This window comes from Bacillus sp. RC51 (assembly GCF_044908115.1).
Taxonomy (GTDB): domain Bacteria; phylum Bacillota; class Bacilli; order Bacillales; family Bacillaceae_G; genus Bacillus_A; species Bacillus_A mycoides.
In genome coordinates, this window is the sequence record NZ_JBIYCW010000002.1 from 44,335 (window position 1) to 63,909 (window position 19,575).

The window sequence follows — 19,575 nt, forward strand, 5'->3', positions numbered from 1 at the left end:
AGGGTATAGGAAATGACTGTACAAGAAATTTCACGAGTGATCGATGGCAAACGCGTTATTGTGAAAAAACCTGAACTGTTAATCCCTGCGGGTAACTTAGAAAAATTAAAAGTAGCTATCCATTATGGGGCAGATGCTGTATATTTAGGTGGACAAGAATTTGGTCTTCGTTCTAATGCAGGTAACTTTACGCTGGAAGACATGGCAGAAGGCGTTGAATTTGCAAAGAAATATGGAGCAAAAATATACGTGACAACAAATATTTTTGCACATAATGAAAATATGGATGGGCTAGAGGAATATTTAAAAGGGATTGAAAAAGCTGGCGTAACGGGAATTATCGTTGCCGATCCGCTTATTATTGAGACATGTAAACGTGTAGCTCCTTCTGTTGAGGTGCATTTAAGTACACAACAATCACTATCCAACTGGAAAGCAGCACAGTATTGGAAAGAAGAAGGTTTACATCGTCTTGTATTAGCTCGTGAAGCAAGCTATGAAGAAATGAAAGAAATTAAAGAAAAAGTTGATGTTGAAATTGAAGCATTCGTCCATGGTGCAATGTGTATCGCGTATTCAGGGAGATGTACATTAAGTAACCATATGACAGCGCGTGACTCTAACCGTGGTGGTTGTTGTCAATCTTGCCGCTGGGATTATGATTTAGTTCAAACGGTATCACAACATAAAGATGCAAAAGAGCTTCCTCTATTCCAAGAAGAAGATGCTCACTTTGCGATGAGCCCAAAAGATTTAAATTTAATCTTATCAATTCCGAAAATGATTGAAATTGGAATTGATAGCTTAAAAGTTGAAGGACGTATGAAATCTATCCATTACGTAGCGACTGTAGCAACTGTATATCGTAAAGTAATTGATGCGTATTGTGCGGATCCGGATAACTTTGAGTTTAAACAAGAATGGTTAGATGAACTTGATAAATGTGCAAATCGTGATACAGCTCCTGCATTTTTTGAAGGGGTTCCAGGACATCAAGAGCAAATGTTTGGAAATCATAGTAAGAAAACAACGTATGATTTTGCTGGTTTAGTGTTAGATTATAATGAAGAAACGGGCATCGTAACGCTTGAGCAACGTAATCACTTCAAACCAGGACATGAAGTGGAGTTCTTTGGGCCAGAAATAGAAAACTTTACGCAGACGGTGGAGAAAATTTGGGATGAGGATGGAAACGAATTAGATGCAGCGAGACATCCGTTGCAAATCGTGAAATTCAAAGTGGATCAACCAGTGTATGTGAATAATATGATGCGCAAAAACATACTTCAATAAGAAAGAGTGGTAGTCGAATGGGGACGAATAAGCCTGTTGTAATTGGAATCGCTGGTGGTTCAGGATCAGGAAAAACAAGTGTAACGAAAGCGATTTTTGACCATTTTAAAGGTCATTCCATTTTAATCTTGGAGCAAGATTATTATTACAAAGATCAAAGCCATTTACCAATGGAAGAACGTTTAAAAACAAATTACGATCATCCGTTAGCGTTTGATAATGATTTGTTAATTGACCATTTGCAGCAGTTGCTTGCATATGAGCAAGTGGAAAAGCCTATATATGACTATACATTGCATACGCGTTCAGAAAAAATTATTCCAGTTGAGCCGAAAGATGTAATCATTTTAGAAGGAATTCTTATTTTAGAAGACCCACGTCTTTGTGAGTTAATGGATATTAAGGTGTTCGTTGATACAGATGCAGACCTTCGTATTTTACGCCGCATGCAGCGCGATATTGAAGAGCGCGGTCGTACAATGGATTCAGTTATCGACCAATACGTAAACGTTGTACGTCCAATGCATAATCAATTTATTGAGCCTTCTAAGAAATTCGCGGATATTATTATCCCTGAAGGTGGACAAAACCATGTTGCAATTGATATTATGGTTACAAAAATTGCAACAATTCTTGAACAAAAAGTAAATTTGTAATAGCATAGTAAAAGATATACGATAGGAAGGGATTTTTTCCCTTCTTATCGAATACAATGAAACATGAAACCTCACCTACTAATAGGTGAGGGCATATTTATATCAACTTTCCATACATACCTTCTTTATATAAGGAAGAATTGGAGAATAAGGGGTTGTATGTGACAACTCCACTAGTGCTACGTGTGCTAGAAACCTCCGCTATATAAGCGGAGGAGTTTTCATATGGAACTCCTCTTTTTTTCGGGGGATTGGTATATAAAAGGAGTGGAAAACATGGCAACAGAAAAAACATACCCTATGACGCAAGAGGGTAAGCAAAAACTAGAGAACGAAGTTGAACAATTAAAAACAGTAAGACGTAAAGAAGTTGTAGAGCGTATTAAGATCGCACGTAGCTTCGGAGATCTTTCAGAGAACTCTGAGTATGATGCAGCGAAAGATGAGCAAGCATTCGTAGAAGGACGTATTACACAACTTGAAAACATGATTCGTAATGCGGTTATCATTGAAGACAATGGTGAAGAGTCTACAGTTGTAACATTAGGTAAAACAGTAATATTTAAAGAGTTACCAGGTGGAGACGAAGAAGCGTACATAATCGTAGGTAGCGCAGAAGCCGATCCATTTGAAGGAAGAATTTCTAACGATTCTCCAATCGCAAAAAGCTTATTAGGTAAGCAAATTGGTGAGAAGGTAGCAATCCAAACACCAGGTGGAGAAATGCAAGTAGAGATTATCTCTGTAAAATAACGTAAAAAATCACTCGTGTAAAAACGAGTGATTTTTTATTTGTATAAAAGGTGAAACACCTCGTCTAAACTACAATAGACGAGGTGTTTTTTATGAAAATGAAACGGAGAATTATAATTGTTTTAATTTGTTTTATGGGTGTGATTTTTTTATTACTTTGTCGTTTAATCCAAATACAGATTATAGATACGGAATCATTTACTGACCGAAATATCAATCTGATTGAAAAAAGTGTTACGCAACGAACACAATCACTTACAGTAGATAATGGAAGAGGGCATTTTACAGATCGAAATGGTAAGGAAATTGGTGAAGAGAAATATCCAGTCTTAATTGTTTTTCCATTTTTACAAATAAAAAATGACATGTTAGAGAAAATTGCGCATATCATTGGTGTGTCGAGACAAGAGATAAGACTGCAAATGAAAAATAAGAATCAAGCATTTATATTACGAAAGGAGAATACCCCATTTCAATTAACGCTCGAGCAGATGAAGAAGGTAAATCAATTAGATATTTTAGGTATTGTAGCAGCAGGAGTTCGACTGAAGCAAATGGGGGAGGCAAATCATTTAATTGGTGATGTGGGAGAGAATGAACAGGAATTTCAAAAGCGTTATGGAGAAATGAAAAAAACTTCGAAACAAACGCCAATTGGTATTTCTGGATTGCAACAATCATTTGATGAATTTTTACTGACTGATGGAGAAGCGAAAGTACTATATCAAGTGGATCGACAAGGAGAACCGATTTTTGGGAAGCAGGCGAAATACACTTCACCAGGAAATCCATTTTATCCAGTTACTATTCAAACAACAATACATAAAACGTTGCAACGACGAGCAGAGAAGATTATAGATGAAAACAGAATAAAAAAAGGTGGGTTAGTATTACTAGACATAAAGAATAGTGAAGTTTTAGCAATGGTAAGTAGGCCTTCTTTACAGATGAATGATAGGAGGATATATAAATCTACACTTGAAAATCAAATGTTAACTCCTCATTTTCCGGGGTCTGTTTTTAAAACAGTAGTTGCAGCAGCAGTAATTGATGAGAATTTGGTGCGGTTTAATCGTACATTTAACTGTAATACGGATTTATACGGTGAAAATCTTCCACAAGTTATGATGGGGTCATTAAACTTTAAGGAAAGCTTTGCTAGAAGCTGTAATCGAACGTTTGCCGTATTAGGTGATGAACTAATGCAAAAGGATAGGGAAGTATTAGAAACGTATTTAGAGGCCTTAGGAGCAAGTGAGAAGGTAGGTTGGAAAGGTTCAGTGTTTCATACACCAGAATTTGAGCAATTGCCAGAAGAAAAGAGTGCTATTATTTGGGGAAGCGAAGAAAATAAAGATAGTAGAAAAGCGATTGCTCAAACGATGGTCGGACAAAAAGATGTACGTGTGTCACCTCTAGCTATAGTGAATATGATGGCGACAATTGCTAGAGGTGGAGAGAAGATGGAAGTGAAAGCTGTGAAAAAAATAGTGTATAAAAATGGAACCGACTTTTTTGCATTTGAAAATCATAAATTAAATGGGAAACAGCTTTCTTATGAAACGATGAAAAAATTACAACAGTTGTTAAGAGCCGTTGTAACGATGGAGAAAGGAACGGGAACCGCATTCCGTTCGTTGCCACTAACTGTCGCTGGAAAATCTGGGACGGCACAAACAGGAAAAGGAGAGAGGGTGAATCGCTGGTTTGCAGGTTATTTTCCATATGAAAACCCAAGATATGCTTTAGTTGTAGTTGATATAGAAACAGATAGTAATGAAAATGTAGTCACACCAGTTTTTGCAGAAATGGTAGAGGCAATTCATCAATTAGAAATTGAAAAGTAATCTTGCAATTATTTATGAAATGTTTTCATTTCGTGAAAATATTATTGTAAATGTTCAACCTTTCTAGATTTAATGTTACAATAGCAAGTATGAAAAACTGCATGGAGGTTTGAAGAATGGCAGGAGGATCTAGATTCCAACAGAAACAACAAAAACGTCGTCAAAACGGTGTTTTAAATATTGCAATCGCTATTGTATTAGTAGCAGTAGCTATTGTAGCATATCAATTGTTTGTTCCTGACACAAAAGAGCAAGCGTCTTCTAATGATAAAAAGGTAGCTCAGCAAACAACAAAAGAGAATAAAGCTGAGAAAGCTAAAGGTAAAGAAGAGCCGAAGAAGAATGAGCAAGATAAGACAGAGGCTAAGAAGAAGGAAGAAGAAGAGAAGCAAAAGGCTGAGGAAGAAAAGAAAAAAGCTGAAGAAGAAGCGAAAGCTAACGAGAAAGCACCAGCTGAAAAAACACAGTCACAGGCAACAGATGCTTATACGAAATCTTCTTGGAAGCCAGTAGGTACAGAGCAAGGTGCAACACCTGCGATGACGTTTAAAAAAGGTACAGCAGATTGGAATGAGATGAATCAAGCGATTTCAGCTGCAATTGACGTTCCAGTAAATCAATTAGTTATCCATAGAATTGGAAATAACGGTAAGAATAAAGCTTACGGTAACGTACAAGATAAACAATCAGGTAAAAAATATTATGTAAATATTGATTGGGTAGACAATGAGGGCTGGAAACCAGTACTCGTTCAAACTCTAAACTAAAAAAAGAGAGGCTCTTAAGAGCCTCTCTTTTTTTAGTTAGCGTAATTTCTTTAATTTAAAATGAACAACCGCACTATAATAAGGTCTTTTGCTTTCAGGATCCATAATCATTTGGTGAGAAATATGATGAACTTCGAGCATAAGTGCTTTATTATTATCAATTTGTTCGTTAATTTTTTTTTCTAGAGAAACTAAGTTTGCAGCCTCGAAAAATTCTACTTTATCTTCTAACATTTCAAAGGTAAATGACACGAAGATGCCCCCTCTCCTATGATAATCACCTATAGTGTAACAAAGAAAAGAAGGAAATACTACGCACATTTCAATTGACATTTTTAGAAAGAGAGAATATCATACTGATAAAACCGATAAGAAAAAGGGGAATTTTTATGGGAACAGAATTTAATGGTTTATTTGATGAATGGGCTCATACGTACGACTCATTTGTACAAGGCGAAGATATACAATATAAAGATGTTTTCGCCCGTTATGAGGACATTTTAGAGGATGTAGTTAACAAGTCATTTGGCAACGTATTAGAATTTGGTGTTGGTACTGGCAATTTAACAAATAAATTATTACTTGCTGGTCGCACAGTTTACGGTATAGAACCGTCACGCGAAATGCGTACTATTGCAAAAGAGAAATTACCAAAAGAATTTTCAATTACAGAGGGTGATTTTCTTTCATTTGAAGTCCCAAATTCAATCGATACTATTGTGAGCACTTACGCATTTCATCATTTAATAGATGAAGAAAAAGACGTAGCAATTGCGAAGTATAGTCAATTGCTAAACAAAGGTGGTAAAATAGTGTTTGCTGATACGATATTTGCAGATCAAGATGCATATGATAAAACTGTCGAAGTAGCAAAACAAAGAGGTTTTCATCAGTTAGCAAACGATTTGCAAACAGAATACTATACACGTATTCCGATCATGCAATCTATTTTTGAAAACAATGGCTTCCACGTAACGTTTACGAGATTAAATCATTTCGTTTGGGTAATGGAGGCAACTAAGCAATAGAAAGAGGGATTAGATTGAGAATTGCTGTAATTGGAGCAATGGAAGAAGAAGTACGTATTTTACGTGACAAACTAGAACAAGCAGAAACAGAAACTGTTGCAGGTTGTGAATTTACGAAAGGGCTATTGGCAGGGCATGAAGTAATCTTGCTAAAGTCTGGTATTGGTAAAGTAAATGCAGCGATGTCAACGACAATTTTATTAGAAAAATATAAACCTGAAAAAGTAATCAACACTGGTTCAGCTGGTGGATTCCATCATTCTTTAAATGTTGGAGATGTGGTTATTTCAACAGAAGTTCGTCACCATGACGTAGATGTAACAGCATTTAACTACGAATATGGTCAAGTGCCAGGAATGCCACCAGGATTTAAAGCTGATGAGGCATTAGTTGCATTAGCTGAGAAATGTATGCAGGCAGAAGAAAATATTCAAGTTGTAAAAGGTATGATTGCAACAGGTGATTCATTTATGAGTGATCCTAACCGCGTTGCAGCAATTCGTGATAAATTTGAAGACCTTTATGCAGTAGAAATGGAAGCAGCAGCTGTTGCGCAAGTATGCCACCAATATGAAGTTCCGTTTGTTATTATTCGCGCACTTTCTGATATTGCTGGTAAAGAATCAAATGTTTCATTTGATCAATTTTTAGATCAAGCAGCTCTTCATTCTACAAACTTTATCGTAAAAGTACTAGAAGAGTTAAAGTAATGTAACAAAAAGGCAACTGTCTCATATAAAGAAAATACATACAGTTGCCTTTTCTTTATTGGCAAATAAGGGGGAGAACACGATGAATGTATATCGTGGCGTTCATGAATTGATTGGTCATACACCAATTGTAGAAATTACGCGTTTTTCACTTCCAGAAGGAGTCCGTTTATTTGCAAAGCTTGAATTTTACAACCCAGGCGGAAGCGTTAAGGATCGTTTAGGAAGAGAATTAATTGAAGATGCACTAGAAAAAGGGCTTGTTACCCAGGGCGGAACAATTATTGAACCGACGGCTGGGAATACTGGCATTGGACTGGCACTTGCAGCGTTACAACATGATTTACGCGTCATTGTTTGTGTACCAGAGAAATTTAGTATTGAAAAACAAGAATTAATGAAAGCGCTAGGTGCAACGGTTGTGCATACACCGACTGAGCAAGGAATGACCGGCGCAATTGCAAAAGCGAAAGAGTTAGTAAATGAAATACCGAATTCATACTCTCCAAGTCAGTTTGCGAATGAAGCAAACCCTCGCGCTTATTTTAAAACGCTAGGACCTGAACTTTGGTCGGCACTGAATGGAGAGATTAACATATTTGTTGCAGGGGCAGGAACTGGCGGTACGTTTATGGGAACTGCATCTTATTTGAAAGAGAAAAATATTGATATTAAAACGGTTATTGTAGAACCAGAAGGCTCTATTTTAAATGGTGGTAAAGCTGGTTCACATGAAACAGAAGGTATTGGTCTTGAATTCATTCCACCATTTTTGAAAACATCTTATTTTGATGAAATTCATACGATTTCTGATCGAAATGCATTTTTACGAGTGAAAGAATTAGCGCAAAAAGAAGGACTTCTCGTTGGAAGCTCTTCAGGAGCAGCATTTCATGCGAGCTTACTTGAGGCAGAGAAAGCAACACCAGGTACAAATATTGTAACGATTTTTCCTGATAGTAGTGAGCGCTATTTAAGCAAAGACATATACAAAGGATGGGAATAAAAAATGAGAGCAAAGACAAAGTTAATTCATGGTATTCGCATAGGAGAACCTTCAACTGGATCTGTAAACGTACCGATCTATCAAACAAGTACGTACAAACAAGAAGCAGTTGGTAAGCATCAAGGATATGAATATTCACGTACAGGCAATCCAACACGTGCAGCTTTAGAAGAAATGATTGCTGTATTAGAAAACGGTCATGCTGGATTTGCATTTGGTTCAGGAATGGCTGCTATTACAGCAACAATTATGTTGTTCTCAAAAGGTGACCACGTCATTTTAACAGATGATGTTTATGGCGGAACGTACCGTGTTATTACGAAAGTATTAAACCGCTTCGGTATTGAGCATACATTTGTAGATACAACAAACCTAGAGGAAGTTGTAGAAGCGATTCGTCCAAATACGAAAGCGATTTATGTAGAAACACCAACGAACCCATTACTAAAAATTACTGATATTAAGAAAATATCTGCTCTTGCTAAAGAGAAAGATTTATTAACAATTATTGATAACACATTCATGACGCCATATTGGCAGTCGCCAATTTCTTTAGGAGCAGACATTGTGCTTCATAGTGCAACGAAATATTTAGGAGGACATAGTGACGTAGTTGCAGGCCTAGTAGTTGTAAATAGCCAGCAATTAGCAGAAGACCTTCACTTTGTACAAAACTCAACAGGAGGTATTCTTGGACCACAAGACAGCTTCTTACTACTTCGTGGTTTAAAAACATTAGGAATTCGTATGGAGGAGCATGAAATAAATTCACGCGCAATTGCTGAGTTTTTAAATAACCATCCGAAAGTAAATAAAGTATATTATCCAGGTCTTGAATCACATCAAAATCACGAATTAGCAAAAGAACAGGCGAACGGATTTGGTGCAATCATCTCATTCGATGTAGATAGTGAAGAAACATTAAATAGAGTACTTGAGAAGTTACAATACTTTACACTTGCTGAAAGCTTAGGAGCAGTAGAAAGTTTAATTTCTATCCCATCTCAAATGACACATGCATCAATCCCAGCAGATCGCCGTAAAGAATTAGGAATTACAGATACATTAATTCGAATCTCTGTTGGTATTGAAGATGGAGAAGATTTAATTGAAGATTTAGCACAAGCACTAGCATAGTAAAAATGCACTGCTAATATAGAGCAGTGCATTTTTATTATATTAATTTGTGAAACATTTCACAAATTAGACATACACAAATGAAATGATTTCATGTATATTGAATTCATGAAATGTTATTCACGAACAAACTTGTGAAATATTTCACAAGTGATGGGATTCATGTAGGAAGGTAACTCTATTTTTTTACGCTAATCGGGACTTTTTATGACCTGTAGGGACTTATGAAGTCCAAGATAGCAGAATAGGAGGAAATTTACATGGTAGTCAAAGAGAAAGTTGTAAATGAAATGCAAGAGGTAAAAGAGATGATTGATACGTTAGTAGATAACGGTCAAAAAGCTTTACAAGCATTAGAAAGTTTTACACAAGAGCAAATTGACAACATTGTTCATGAAATGGCGCTTGCGGGTGTCGATCAACATATGCGGCTTGCGAAGTTGGCTGTTGAAGAAACGGGCCGTGGCGTATATGAAGATAAATGCATTAAAAATATTTTTGCCACTGAATATATTTGGCATAGTATAAAGAAAGATAAAACGGTAGGAATTATTCATGAAGATCCTCATGAAGAAATAATAGAAATCGCAGAGCCTGTCGGTGTAGTAGCTGGGGTAACGCCAGTAACGAACCCAACATCGACAACAATGTTTAAAGCATTAATCGCGATAAAAACGAGAAATCCAATTATTTTCGCATTTCATCCTTCTGCACAAAACTGTTCCGTTGCAGCGGCAAAAACAGTATATGATGCAGCAGTGAAAGCTGGTGCACCAAAGCATTGTATTCAATGGATTGAAAGACCTTCTGTGGAAGCAACGAAACAATTAATGAACCATGATGGTGTCGCACTCGTTCTAGCAACTGGAGGGGCTGGTATGGTGAAATCGGCTTATTCTACTGGTAAACCCGCGCTAGGTGTAGGGCCAGGTAATGTACCATGTTATATAGAGAAATCGGCACATGTAAAACGCGCTGTTAATGATTTAATTTTATCGAAAACATTTGATAACGGTATGATTTGTGCGTCAGAACAAGCTATCATTGTAGATAAGGAAATCTATAATGATGTTAAAGCAGAAATGATTGCAAATAATTGTTATTTTGTAACAGAGGAAGAGAGAAAGAAATTAGAAAAGTTTGTTATTAATGAAAATACATGTGCAGTAAATAGTGATATTGTTGGGAAATCAGCACAGTATATTGCTGAATTAGTAGGAATTACTGTACCTGAACATACAAAAATGCTTGTAGCTGAAATTAAAGGTATCGGAGCGGCGTATCCACTATCTCGTGAGAAACTGAGCCCAGTGTTAGCTTGTGTAAAAGCAAATTCATTAGAAGAAGGATTTACATATTGCGAAGAAATGTTAGAGCTTGGTGGCCTAGGGCATTCAGCGGTTATCCATTCTATAAATAAAGAAGTACAAAAACAATTTGGGTTACGTATGAAAGCCTGCCGTCTCATTGTAAATGCACCTTCATCACAAGGTGGAATTGGTGATATATATAATGGATTTATTCCATCACTTACGCTTGGTTGTGGCTCCTACGGGAAAAACTCAGTTTCCCAAAACGTAACGGCGACTCATTTATTAAATATAAAAAGGTTGGCAAATAGAAAAAAGAATATGCAGTGGTTCAAATTACCACCCAAAATTTATTTTGAAAAACATGCGACAGCATATTTAGCAAACATGCCTAACATTTCCCGCGCATTTATTGTAACGGATCCAGGGATGGTTGAGCACGGTTATGTAGATACAGTTACGCACTATTTACGTAAGCATGCAAATGATGTGAAAGTTGAAGTTTTCTTTGAAGTTGAGCCAGATCCATCAGATGAAACTGTATTTAAAGGTGCGGACATGATGAAAAGCTTTAAACCAGATGTAATTATCGCGCTTGGTGGCGGTTCAGCTATGGATGCAGCAAAAGGGATGTGGCTATTCTATGAGCACCCAGAAACGACATTCTATGGAATAAAACAGAAGTTTTTAGATATAAGAAAACGTACATGTAAGTATCCGAACTTGGGAAATAAAGCACAATTTGTTGCCATTCCAACAACATCAGGGACGGGATCAGAAGTGACGCCATTTGCGGTTATTACAGATAAGAAAAATAATATTAAATACCCGCTTGCGGATTATGAATTAACACCAGATGTAGCGATTGTTGATCCGCAATTTGTAATGACAGTACCACCTCATGTGACGGCAGATACTGGTATGGACGTATTAACACATGCAATTGAAGCGTATGTGTCTGTTCTGGCAAATGACTATACTGATGGTTTAGCATTAAAAGCAATTGATCTCGTATTTAAATATTTACCGAGAGCATATAAAGATGGAAATGATGAAGAAGCACGAGAAAAAATGCATAATGCTTCCGCAATCGCAGGGATGGCATTTGCAAATGCTTTCCTAGGTATTAATCATAGTTTAGCGCATAAAATTGGACCGGAATTCCATATTCCGCATGGACGTGCGAATGCAATTCTTATGCCGCACGTAGTTCGCTATAATGCTATTAAGCCAAGAAAACACGCATTGTTCCCAAAATATGAGCACTTTGTGGCTGATGAACGCTATGCACATATTGCGAGAATGCTTGGGCTTCCAGCAAGCTCAACAGCGGAAGGTGTGGAATCACTCGTCCAAGCAATTATTGAGCTTGGAAAAAGCTTAAATATAAATATGAGTATTGCAGGACAAGGAGTTGCTAAAGACCAATTTGAAGGGGGTGTTGGATTATTAGCAGAAAGAGCTTTTGAAGATCAATGTACAACAGCTAATCCAAAATTACCGCTCATTTCAGAGCTGAAAGAAATCTATATGGAAGCATATAAAGGCGTATAATAGATAAAAAAGAGCCGCGAGTAAGCGGCTCTTTTTTACTTTGGAAAACATCTCCCAGATTGGTTCTATTTACTTGTCTTTAAGCTTGATAGAATGTGATAAAGTGAGGATGGGAGTGATAAGAAGATGAAAGAATTACAAGAAAAAATAGCAGATTATACCCGGTTTGCACAAGTACTTTTAGCTATAAGTACATTTTTAATGATCGGTTTATTAATTCCAAGTGGAATAAAAAGTATGGTACAGTCTTTTGTTATGATGGGGAGTATTATTGTATTTTTAGTTCTTGCTTTTTTCTTCTTTAAGCGTGTTAGAACGATGCGTGATCAATTAGAGGAGAGCGAATATGAAGAAAATTGTTAAATAGGGCGCTACGAAAAGAAGAAATCTTTTTGTAGCGTTTTTTCATTTTTGTAGAAAATGTATGCGTTTCATATTGACAATGATAATCCTTATCAATTAAAGTAGAATAGTAGTTAATGATTATTATTATCAATTAGAGGTGAAAGAATGAACAAATCTATTACGCTGTTCACAGCGATCTTATCTATTTTTTTCTTATTAATAGGTTGCAGTGCAAAAGAAAACGAAAAAGCATCCGCAACAAAAACAGACAAAGGAACAGACAAAATCGAAATTACCGATCTCTCAGACAGAAAGATAACATTCAATAAAGTTCCTGAAAGTTTTGCTACGTTGAGTATGGGAGACATGGATATTATTCATGCTTTAGGTGGAAAAATAGTAGGTCGTCCTGATACAAAATTAACTCTCCCAGAGGAATTAAAGAAAGCACAAGTAATCGGGAATGCACATCAACCGAATTTTGAGCAAATTGCTAGTTTAAAACCGGATGTACTTGTTGCTAACAATGGATTCCAAAAGAACATTCCAACGGTCGAAGGACAAGGAACAAAAGTAATCATTTCTTCAGCCAACTCTGTAAAAGATATTCAAAAGGGTATTGAAATGTATGGAACAGTAATGAAGAAAGAAGATAAAGCAAAAGAGCTTAACCAAAAAATTAATGATCAAATGAAGAAATATGAGAAAAAGAGTGACGTTAAAGCGTTGCTAGTTTATGGAGCACCAGGCACTTATTTAGCGGCATTACCAACATCTCTATCAGGGGATATTTTAGAAAAAACAGGCGGGAAAAATATCGCAGCTAGTTTTCCAGAAATGAAAGAGTATCCGCAATATGCACAGCTAAGTGTAGAACGTATTATCGAAGCAAATCCAGATGTGATTTATTTAATTACACATGGAGATCCCAATAGTGTGAAAAAAGCATTTGAAGGCGAAATGATGAAAAATGAAGCATGGAAAAATTTAGATGCAGTAAAACAAAATCGTGTAGTTATTTTACCACCAGATTTATTTGGATCAAATCCTGGGACAAAAGTTACAGAAGCGATGGACTTTATGTATAAAAGTATACAAGATGTAAGGAAATGATAAGTATGGAGAGTAGTGAAATAGTAAGAGAAAAGGAACATCCTTTTGCGAGAAAAAGGTGGATAATAACAGTTACTTTAGTCGTATTAACTGTTCTAGGTCTTTTTTATGGCCTTTTTGCAGGGAGCTTATCTTTTTCTTTACGAGACATTATAGAAGGTATACAAGATGAAGGTTCGACAGTTCATCGAATTGTATGGGATCTTCGTATACCGAGAGTGCTCGTTGGTTTTATAGTAGGAACGTGTTTAGCTGCATCAGGAGCATTATTGCAAGGGGTTATGAGAAATCCTCTTGCAGATCCTGGAATTATCGGAGTTTCATCAGGAGCAGGTCTTGTAGCAATTATAATCATGATTTTATTTCCTCAACATATGGCATTCTTACCACTAGGAGCGTTTTTAGGAGCTTTTATTACAGCAATGGTCATTTACGCACTATCATGGCAAAGGGGGGCGCCACCTTCACGAATTGTATTAGTAGGTGTTTCAATAAACGCCTTAATTGGTGCAGCGACCTCAGCGCTAATGCTATTACATAGTGACAAAGTACAATCAGTTTTACCGTGGTTAGCTGGTGGTATTGGTGGTGTTAGTTGGGCACATTTAAATATGATTATTTACTATGCGATATTCGCTATTATATTAGCTTTCTTCGGTATTAAACATATTCGAGTATTAATGCTTGGGGATGAAATGGCAAAATTATTAGGGTATAACGTGGAAAGAAGTCGGTTTTATTTAATCGTAGTAAGTACAATGTTAGCTGGAATAGCAGTTAGTGTTTCTGGTCTTATTGGATTTGTTGGTCTTGTTGTACCGCATATGTTACGTTTATTAGTTGGAAATGACTATAAATATTTACTGCCATTATCATGCCTTGGCGGTGGGATATTACTTGTTTTTGCGGATGCGATAGCTCGAAGTTGGTTCGATCCAATCGAATTGCCTGTTGGTATTTTATTGTCCTTCTTAGGTGGTCCATTCTTCTTATATTTAATCCATAGAGGAGGAAAACAACGTGATTTCCGTTAACAAAGTGTTTTACGCACATTCTGAAAGATTTCAAATGCAAAATATGAATGTACATATTAAAGCTGGGGAAATCGTTAGTTTAATCGGTCCGAATGGATCGGGGAAATCTACTTTGCTTCGTTTAATAGCACGGCTACTTAAGCAAAGCGAAGGAGACATCATTTTAGATGGGGAAAATATTCATATGATGAAGAGTGCAGATGTAGCGAAGCAATTAGCGATGTTACCACAAATGCACGATCATCAATTAGATTTAACAGTGAAAGAACTAATAGAGTTCGGAAGAGGTCCTCATAAATCATGGAGTAGTCGCTTAAATAAAGAAGATGAAGAAATTGTTGATTGGGCATTGTCTGTTACAAAGCTTGAAGGGTATGAATATCGTCTTTTACAATCCTTATCAGGAGGAGAAAGGCAACGTGCTTGGATTGCAATGACGCTTGCACAACGTACAAATGTCTTATTGCTAGATGAACCAACAACCTTTTTGGATATCGTTCACCAGTTGGAAGTAATGGAACTTGTGAAACGATTAAATGAAGAGTTTGGTATGACAATTATAATGGTTTTACATGACATTAACCAAGCAGCTCAATATAGCGATCGTTTACTCGTATTAAAGCGAGGGAAGATTCAGTATGATGGTGTGCCAGAAGAAGTACTATGTCATCAAATGTTTCAGCGTGTATTTGGAATTGAAGTTGATATATTCCAAGGGAGTGACAAGCCATTTTTTACACCGAAACGAATTTGTGAAAAGGGAGAAGAGAGATGCAAACAGACGAGCGTATTACCACTGAGTTAGTAAGGGAATTTGTTATGGCAGCTCACGGAGATCTAGAAAGAGTACAGGAGCTTTTGGCCGAATCACCAAGCTTACTTCATGCTTCTTATAATTGGGGTGGCTCAGATTGGGAAAGTGCCTTAGGAGCAGCGGCCCATGTAGGCCGTAAAGATATTGCTCTTTATTTACTGGAAAAGGGAGCTCGGATGGATATTTTTGCAGCAGCTATGCTTGGTGAACTTGAAGTCGTACAAGCCATTTTAGTAGCACAACCAGAAGCATTACGTGCATCTGGCCCACATGGCATCACTCTTCTTCAACATGCACGAATGGGTGGAGAAAAAGCTCAGCGTGTATTTGAGTACTTAACAGTGCTTTCTTAATGACCGCAAAGTTCTTATGTGCGGTAAACTTTCCACTCAAAAGATTGGAAGGTTTACCGCCCGTTAGAACGGGATAAGTATCTAGTATATTTGAAAATCCTACACCCCCTCAATTGTAGTTTTCTTTATACTAGTTATGATATGGATGCAGTAGACACTCTTTTGTCTACTGCTTTTTTTTGATATAATACACTTTTATAAGATTGAATTTTCTTTCTTTTTGGTAACTTTCTTGATATGAATTATTCAACACTTACGTAGTTTGAAATATGTTGTTATGTAATGAGGTTCAAAATGATGGGAGTGAATAAAAGAGTGTTCCATACAGATCGCTTACAATTTCGTAAATATACAATGGATGATTTACCATTTTATGCTTCTTTATGGGGGGATGAGAAGGTAATGCGTTATATTGGAAATGGAACGTTAAAAACATTTATGCAATGTAAAAAAAGTTTGGAGGAGAGGGTACTTCCAAATTATAAAAACGGTCTCGGTTTATTTGTAATGATTGAAAAGGAAACAGGGATACGAATTGGTCATGCAGGACTTGTCAAGCAGAAGGTAGATGGAAAAGAGGAAATTGAGATTGGCTATTGGCTACTTCCTAAGTATTGGGGGAAAGGGTATGCGAAAGAGGCTGCGGCGGCATTTCGAGACTATGGTTTTCAAGCATTACAAATGAATAAATTAATTTCACTTATTAATCCGAACCACCCAGCTTCAATATTTGTTGCTAGAAAAACAGGGCTTAGTTATGAGAAAACAACTTCATTTCATGAGATGGATGTTCTCGTTTATTCCATTAAGCGGGTTGGATGAAAAAAGGTGAATTGCATTTTTGGGAGAATGGTATATAAAAAATAAAGGGAGGGATTACATGTATATTTATCATAATGGACTAATTATTCGTGAAGGAACGAATGGAGTGCCAGCATATGCGATTAAGACATTATTTGAAGATACTGGCTGGAGTAATGATAATATCCCTTCTTGGCAAATTGAAAAGTTTACGATTGCATTTGAAAATTCAACATGGGCTTTCACAATTTGGGATGAAGAAGAAATGGTCGCGATGGTTAGAGTGATTTCTGATCAAATCATGGTTGCTAACATAGTAAATTTAGTTGTGAAGTGTGAGTATAGGGGGAAAGGGTTAGGTAAGAAACTTGTAGCTCTTTGTTTACAAAAGCTTCCGCATGGTGATTGGTTTGCGCATACGTCCGCTAACAATTTTGATTTTTATAGAAGTTGTGGTTTTGAAGTAAGAGAGTTATCAAGAAATGGAACATGTGCGTACTATGGGTATCAAGTGGCAAAAAAGGAAGGGCATCGATAACTTATAAGGTAATAAAGAAAAAGGATTGCTATTTTAATAATATAAACTGAACTGAGACTCATTTTGTGATAAAATAAAAGAAAATTCAGTTTATTAACGGGGGATAAAAATGAATGTAAAAGTTGGAGATATATTTAAATACGAAAGAAGATTTACCGAGGAAGAAGTTTTTGAATTTGCAAATATTACAGGCGATAAAGGTAGACATCATATGGAATATGATGAGAATGGACGATTAATGGTCCATGGTTTATTGACTGCTAGCATTGGGACGAAAGTAGGCGAAGAGTTACATTACATAGCGAGGGAATTAGTAAGTGAGTTTATTAGACCAGTTTTTACAGGGGATACGATTACTTGTGAATTAACTTTAACAAATATTGAGCAAATGGAAGGATATAAAAAAGTTTCAATTGAGTCAGTTTATCGCAATCAACATGAAAAGACCGTACTAGTTGGGACAAGTTATGGAATTATAAGGGAATAAAAAAGAAGCCTGTTACGAAACAGGCTTCTTTTTTATCGTTTAGTAAACACGTTTTCGATTTTCCGCATGACTAGAGATAAGTAATAATGCAGATTCTTCACCTATATTGCGAACAATATGAGGAACGCATGCATTCCAAGAGAAAGAATCACCTTCTTCTACAATCGCAATATCTTCTCCATGTTGAACTTCTAGTTTTCCGCGTAATACAAGATGACACTCTTCACCTTCATGAGCATTTGGTGAGTTTTCTTTCGGGAATCCGGCAGAAATTTCTACTAGAGATAGGCGGAGACCACCTTGCTCCGCAACATGCTCAATTCTTTGTTCATCTTTTCCATACACACTGTATTTACGCTCTTCTTTTTTTACAATTTTCAAACGATCTTTTTGTTCTAACAATAAATATGGAAGGGGAACATTTAAAAAATTAGCGATCATTTCTAAAGTTGAGATAGATGGTGATGTTTTATTGTTTTCAACCTGACTCATAAAGCCTTTAGAAAGACCTGTTCCTTCACAAATTTGGGCAATCGTAATTCCTCTACGTTGACGAATTTCACGAATCGCAGAACCGATATTCATAAAATCATGCTCCTTTTTGTAAACAACTATTTGTATCATAGCAAAAAAAAAATATTTTTTCTCATGAAAAATGGATTGACGAATAAAAATAATTAGTGTATGTTTTGTAATGTAAATAAAAGTTTTGTATAACAAAACTATAAAGGAGAGAAAGAAATGAATCAACATATTGGTAACTTAATTATTCGTATCGTGTTAGGGGTAACGTTCTTTATGCACGGTTTAACAAAATTCCAATCAGGAATTGACAATATTGCAGGGTGGTTTACAAGCATTGGTTTACCAGGAGGACTTGCATACGGTGTAGCAACAGTGGAATTAGTTGGTGGTCTATTGTTAATTCTAGGTTTAGGTGTAAGATATATTGGATTATTATTTGCACTTGTTATGGTTGGAGCGATTGTGAAAGTAAAATGGTCAGCTGGTTTGTTAGGAGACGGGAAAAATCCTGGATTTGAGTTAGAACTTGCATTATTAGCGATGGGTGCTTACTTATTTGTTGCGAAAGCTGATGGTTTTGTAGATAATTTCTTAAAAGAGAAAATGTTAAAGAAGAACTAATTTAAATGGGGGTATAACAAAATGAGCTTTCAACTTCATCCCGAAACAACACTTGGGGTTGTTCATTTATATGTATCAAATTTAAAGAAATCGCTAGAGTTTTATACAGAAGTATTGCGTATGAAGGTACTGGAAGAAAAAAGTACAATCGTTACGTTTGGTAATGAGGACAATGAGCCACTTCTCATAATAGAAGAAAAGGAAGACGCTCTTCCGAAGCAAAGAGGTCGAACTGGTTTATATCACTATGCAATTTTATTACCAAACAGACAAGACTTAGCAAATATTCTTCGTCATTTTGTTGAGAGAGTACACCCATTACATGGTGGGGCTGACCATTACTTTAGTGAAGCTCTTTATTTAGCTGATCCAGATGGAAACGGGATTGAAATTTATCATGATCGCCAAAAAGAAGTTTGGCATGATGAAAATGGAGAGCTACCATTTGTTAGTAACCCGTTAGACGGCGAAGGATTATTACAGCAAGGAAGTACATGGAATGGGTTCCCGGCTGGTACTGTGATGGGACACATTCATTTACATGTAGCTGACTTAGAAGAAGCGAAACGTTTCTATGTTGATGGCCTTGGTTTTGATGTAACGATTCCAGCTCGTAATGGAGCGTTGTTCGTATCAGCAGGTGGTTATCATCACCATATCGGTTTAAATACATGGCAGGGTGAAGGTATACCACCACAAATGCCAAATTCCGTTGGTTTGAAATATTTCACAATTGTACTAGCAGATGAAAAACAAAAAGAGCAAGTGTGTGAAAGTTTAAAATATATTGGCGTAGTTGCTACGTATAAAGATGGAATATTACAGGCCAAGGATCCGTTTGGACATTGTATACATTTTAAAGTGAAAGGAGAAGCCTAAAAAG

22 protein-coding genes are annotated in these 19,575 nt (G+C 36.5%); 20 read left to right on the plus strand and 2 right to left on the minus strand.

Annotated elements, in window-relative coordinates; translation table 11 throughout:
- Positions 1 to 12: 12 nt before the first annotated feature.
- From ABH959_RS04885 to ABH959_RS04905, 5 genes are all read left to right on the plus strand, one after another.
- Positions 13 to 1,293 carry a peptidase U32 family protein gene (locus ABH959_RS04885; RefSeq protein WP_002015275.1) on the plus strand — a complete coding sequence of 427 codons (1,281 nt, stop codon included), beginning with the start codon at positions 13 to 15 and terminating at the stop codon, positions 1,291 to 1,293.
- A gap of 17 nt (positions 1,294 to 1,310) precedes the next feature.
- Positions 1,311 to 1,949, plus strand: coding sequence for a uridine kinase (gene udk, locus ABH959_RS04890; protein ID WP_002015274.1), 639 nt, complete (start codon positions 1,311 to 1,313; stop codon positions 1,947 to 1,949).
- Positions 1,950 to 2,225: 276 nt separating this feature from the next.
- The gene (greA, locus tag ABH959_RS04895) at positions 2,226 to 2,702 is read left to right on the plus strand and encodes a transcription elongation factor GreA (protein WP_078213491.1); all 477 of its coding nucleotides are present in this window, start codon (positions 2,226 to 2,228) and stop codon (positions 2,700 to 2,702) included.
- A 92-nt stretch (positions 2,703 to 2,794) separates the two neighbouring features.
- On the plus strand, positions 2,795 to 4,549 hold the full coding sequence (locus ABH959_RS04900; RefSeq protein WP_404492337.1) for a peptidoglycan D,D-transpeptidase FtsI family protein: 1,755 nt from the start codon (positions 2,795 to 2,797) through the stop codon (positions 4,547 to 4,549).
- A 116-nt stretch (positions 4,550 to 4,665) separates the two neighbouring features.
- Positions 4,666 to 5,316, plus strand: coding sequence for a YrrS family protein (locus ABH959_RS04905; RefSeq protein WP_002138429.1), 651 nt, complete (start codon positions 4,666 to 4,668; stop codon positions 5,314 to 5,316).
- A gap of 36 nt (positions 5,317 to 5,352) precedes the next feature.
- On the opposite strand, the gene ABH959_RS04910 is transcribed toward ABH959_RS04905, so the two are convergent.
- A complete protein-coding gene (locus ABH959_RS04910) occupies positions 5,353 to 5,568 on the minus strand; it encodes a YrzA family protein (protein WP_002015268.1) in 216 nt (71 codons plus the stop codon).
- 137 nt (positions 5,569 to 5,705) lie between these two features.
- On the opposite strand from ABH959_RS04910, the gene ABH959_RS04915 reads away from it, so the two are divergent.
- From ABH959_RS04915 to ABH959_RS04975, 13 genes are all read left to right on the plus strand, one after another.
- Positions 5,706 to 6,344: a class I SAM-dependent methyltransferase gene (locus ABH959_RS04915; RefSeq protein WP_404492338.1), complete on the plus strand. Its 639-nt coding sequence runs from the start codon at positions 5,706 to 5,708 to the stop codon at positions 6,342 to 6,344.
- 14 nt (positions 6,345 to 6,358) lie between these two features.
- The gene (mtnN, locus tag ABH959_RS04920) at positions 6,359 to 7,054 is read left to right on the plus strand and encodes a 5'-methylthioadenosine/S-adenosylhomocysteine nucleosidase (RefSeq protein WP_002015266.1); all 696 of its coding nucleotides are present in this window, start codon (positions 6,359 to 6,361) and stop codon (positions 7,052 to 7,054) included.
- An 82-nt stretch (positions 7,055 to 7,136) separates the two neighbouring features.
- A complete protein-coding gene (locus ABH959_RS04925; protein WP_113935627.1) occupies positions 7,137 to 8,060 on the plus strand; it encodes an O-acetylserine dependent cystathionine beta-synthase in 924 nt (307 codons plus the stop codon).
- Positions 8,061 to 8,063: 3 nt separating this feature from the next.
- Positions 8,064 to 9,197, plus strand: a complete 1,134-nt coding sequence (locus ABH959_RS04930; RefSeq protein ID WP_219303570.1) for a bifunctional cystathionine gamma-lyase/homocysteine desulfhydrase — start codon at positions 8,064 to 8,066, stop codon at positions 9,195 to 9,197.
- Positions 9,198 to 9,457: 260 nt separating this feature from the next.
- Complete coding sequence (adhE, locus tag ABH959_RS04935) at positions 9,458 to 12,061, plus strand: bifunctional acetaldehyde-CoA/alcohol dehydrogenase (RefSeq protein ID WP_404492339.1); 2,604 nt, start codon at positions 9,458 to 9,460, stop codon at positions 12,059 to 12,061.
- Between the two features lie 126 nt (positions 12,062 to 12,187).
- Positions 12,188 to 12,424 carry a YrhC family protein gene (locus tag ABH959_RS04940; protein WP_002034123.1) on the plus strand — a complete coding sequence of 79 codons (237 nt, stop codon included), beginning with the start codon at positions 12,188 to 12,190 and terminating at the stop codon, positions 12,422 to 12,424.
- 147 nt (positions 12,425 to 12,571) lie between these two features.
- Positions 12,572 to 13,519 carry an ABC transporter substrate-binding protein gene (locus ABH959_RS04945; RefSeq protein ID WP_002015260.1) on the plus strand — a complete coding sequence of 316 codons (948 nt, stop codon included), beginning with the start codon at positions 12,572 to 12,574 and terminating at the stop codon, positions 13,517 to 13,519.
- A gap of 5 nt (positions 13,520 to 13,524) precedes the next feature.
- Complete coding sequence (locus ABH959_RS04950) at positions 13,525 to 14,553, plus strand: FecCD family ABC transporter permease (RefSeq protein WP_113935624.1); 1,029 nt, start codon at positions 13,525 to 13,527, stop codon at positions 14,551 to 14,553.
- Positions 14,540 to 15,358 carry an ABC transporter ATP-binding protein gene (locus tag ABH959_RS04955; protein ID WP_113935623.1) on the plus strand — a complete coding sequence of 273 codons (819 nt, stop codon included), beginning with the start codon at positions 14,540 to 14,542 and terminating at the stop codon, positions 15,356 to 15,358. The genes ABH959_RS04950 and ABH959_RS04955 overlap by 14 nt, the downstream gene beginning before the upstream one ends.
- Positions 15,325 to 15,720 carry an ankyrin repeat domain-containing protein gene (locus ABH959_RS04960; protein ID WP_113935622.1) on the plus strand — a complete coding sequence of 132 codons (396 nt, stop codon included), beginning with the start codon at positions 15,325 to 15,327 and terminating at the stop codon, positions 15,718 to 15,720. Before ABH959_RS04955 ends, ABH959_RS04960 begins: the two co-directional genes overlap by 34 nt.
- 294 nt (positions 15,721 to 16,014) lie before the next feature.
- On the plus strand, positions 16,015 to 16,542 hold the full coding sequence (locus ABH959_RS04965) for a GNAT family N-acetyltransferase (protein WP_002015253.1): 528 nt from the start codon (positions 16,015 to 16,017) through the stop codon (positions 16,540 to 16,542).
- Positions 16,543 to 16,600: 58 nt separating this feature from the next.
- Positions 16,601 to 17,059, plus strand: a complete 459-nt coding sequence (locus ABH959_RS04970) for a GNAT family N-acetyltransferase (RefSeq protein ID WP_113935620.1) — start codon at positions 16,601 to 16,603, stop codon at positions 17,057 to 17,059.
- Between the two features lie 109 nt (positions 17,060 to 17,168).
- Positions 17,169 to 17,546, plus strand: a complete 378-nt coding sequence (locus tag ABH959_RS04975) for a hotdog family protein (protein WP_002088730.1) — start codon at positions 17,169 to 17,171, stop codon at positions 17,544 to 17,546.
- Positions 17,547 to 17,585: 39 nt separating this feature from the next.
- On the opposite strand, the gene ABH959_RS04980 is transcribed toward ABH959_RS04975, so the two are convergent.
- Positions 17,586 to 18,131 (minus strand): helix-turn-helix domain-containing protein, encoded by a 546-nt coding sequence (locus ABH959_RS04980; RefSeq protein WP_002015249.1) that lies wholly within the window; start codon positions 18,129 to 18,131, stop codon positions 17,586 to 17,588.
- Positions 18,132 to 18,287: 156 nt separating this feature from the next.
- Between ABH959_RS04980 and ABH959_RS04985 the strand changes: the two genes are divergently transcribed.
- Complete coding sequence (locus ABH959_RS04985; protein WP_070144931.1) at positions 18,288 to 18,692, plus strand: DoxX family protein; 405 nt, start codon at positions 18,288 to 18,290, stop codon at positions 18,690 to 18,692.
- Positions 18,693 to 18,713: 21 nt separating this feature from the next.
- Positions 18,714 to 19,571, plus strand: coding sequence for a VOC family protein (locus ABH959_RS04990; RefSeq protein WP_404492340.1), 858 nt, complete (start codon positions 18,714 to 18,716; stop codon positions 19,569 to 19,571).
- The last annotated feature ends 4 nt before the right edge of the window (positions 19,572 to 19,575 follow it).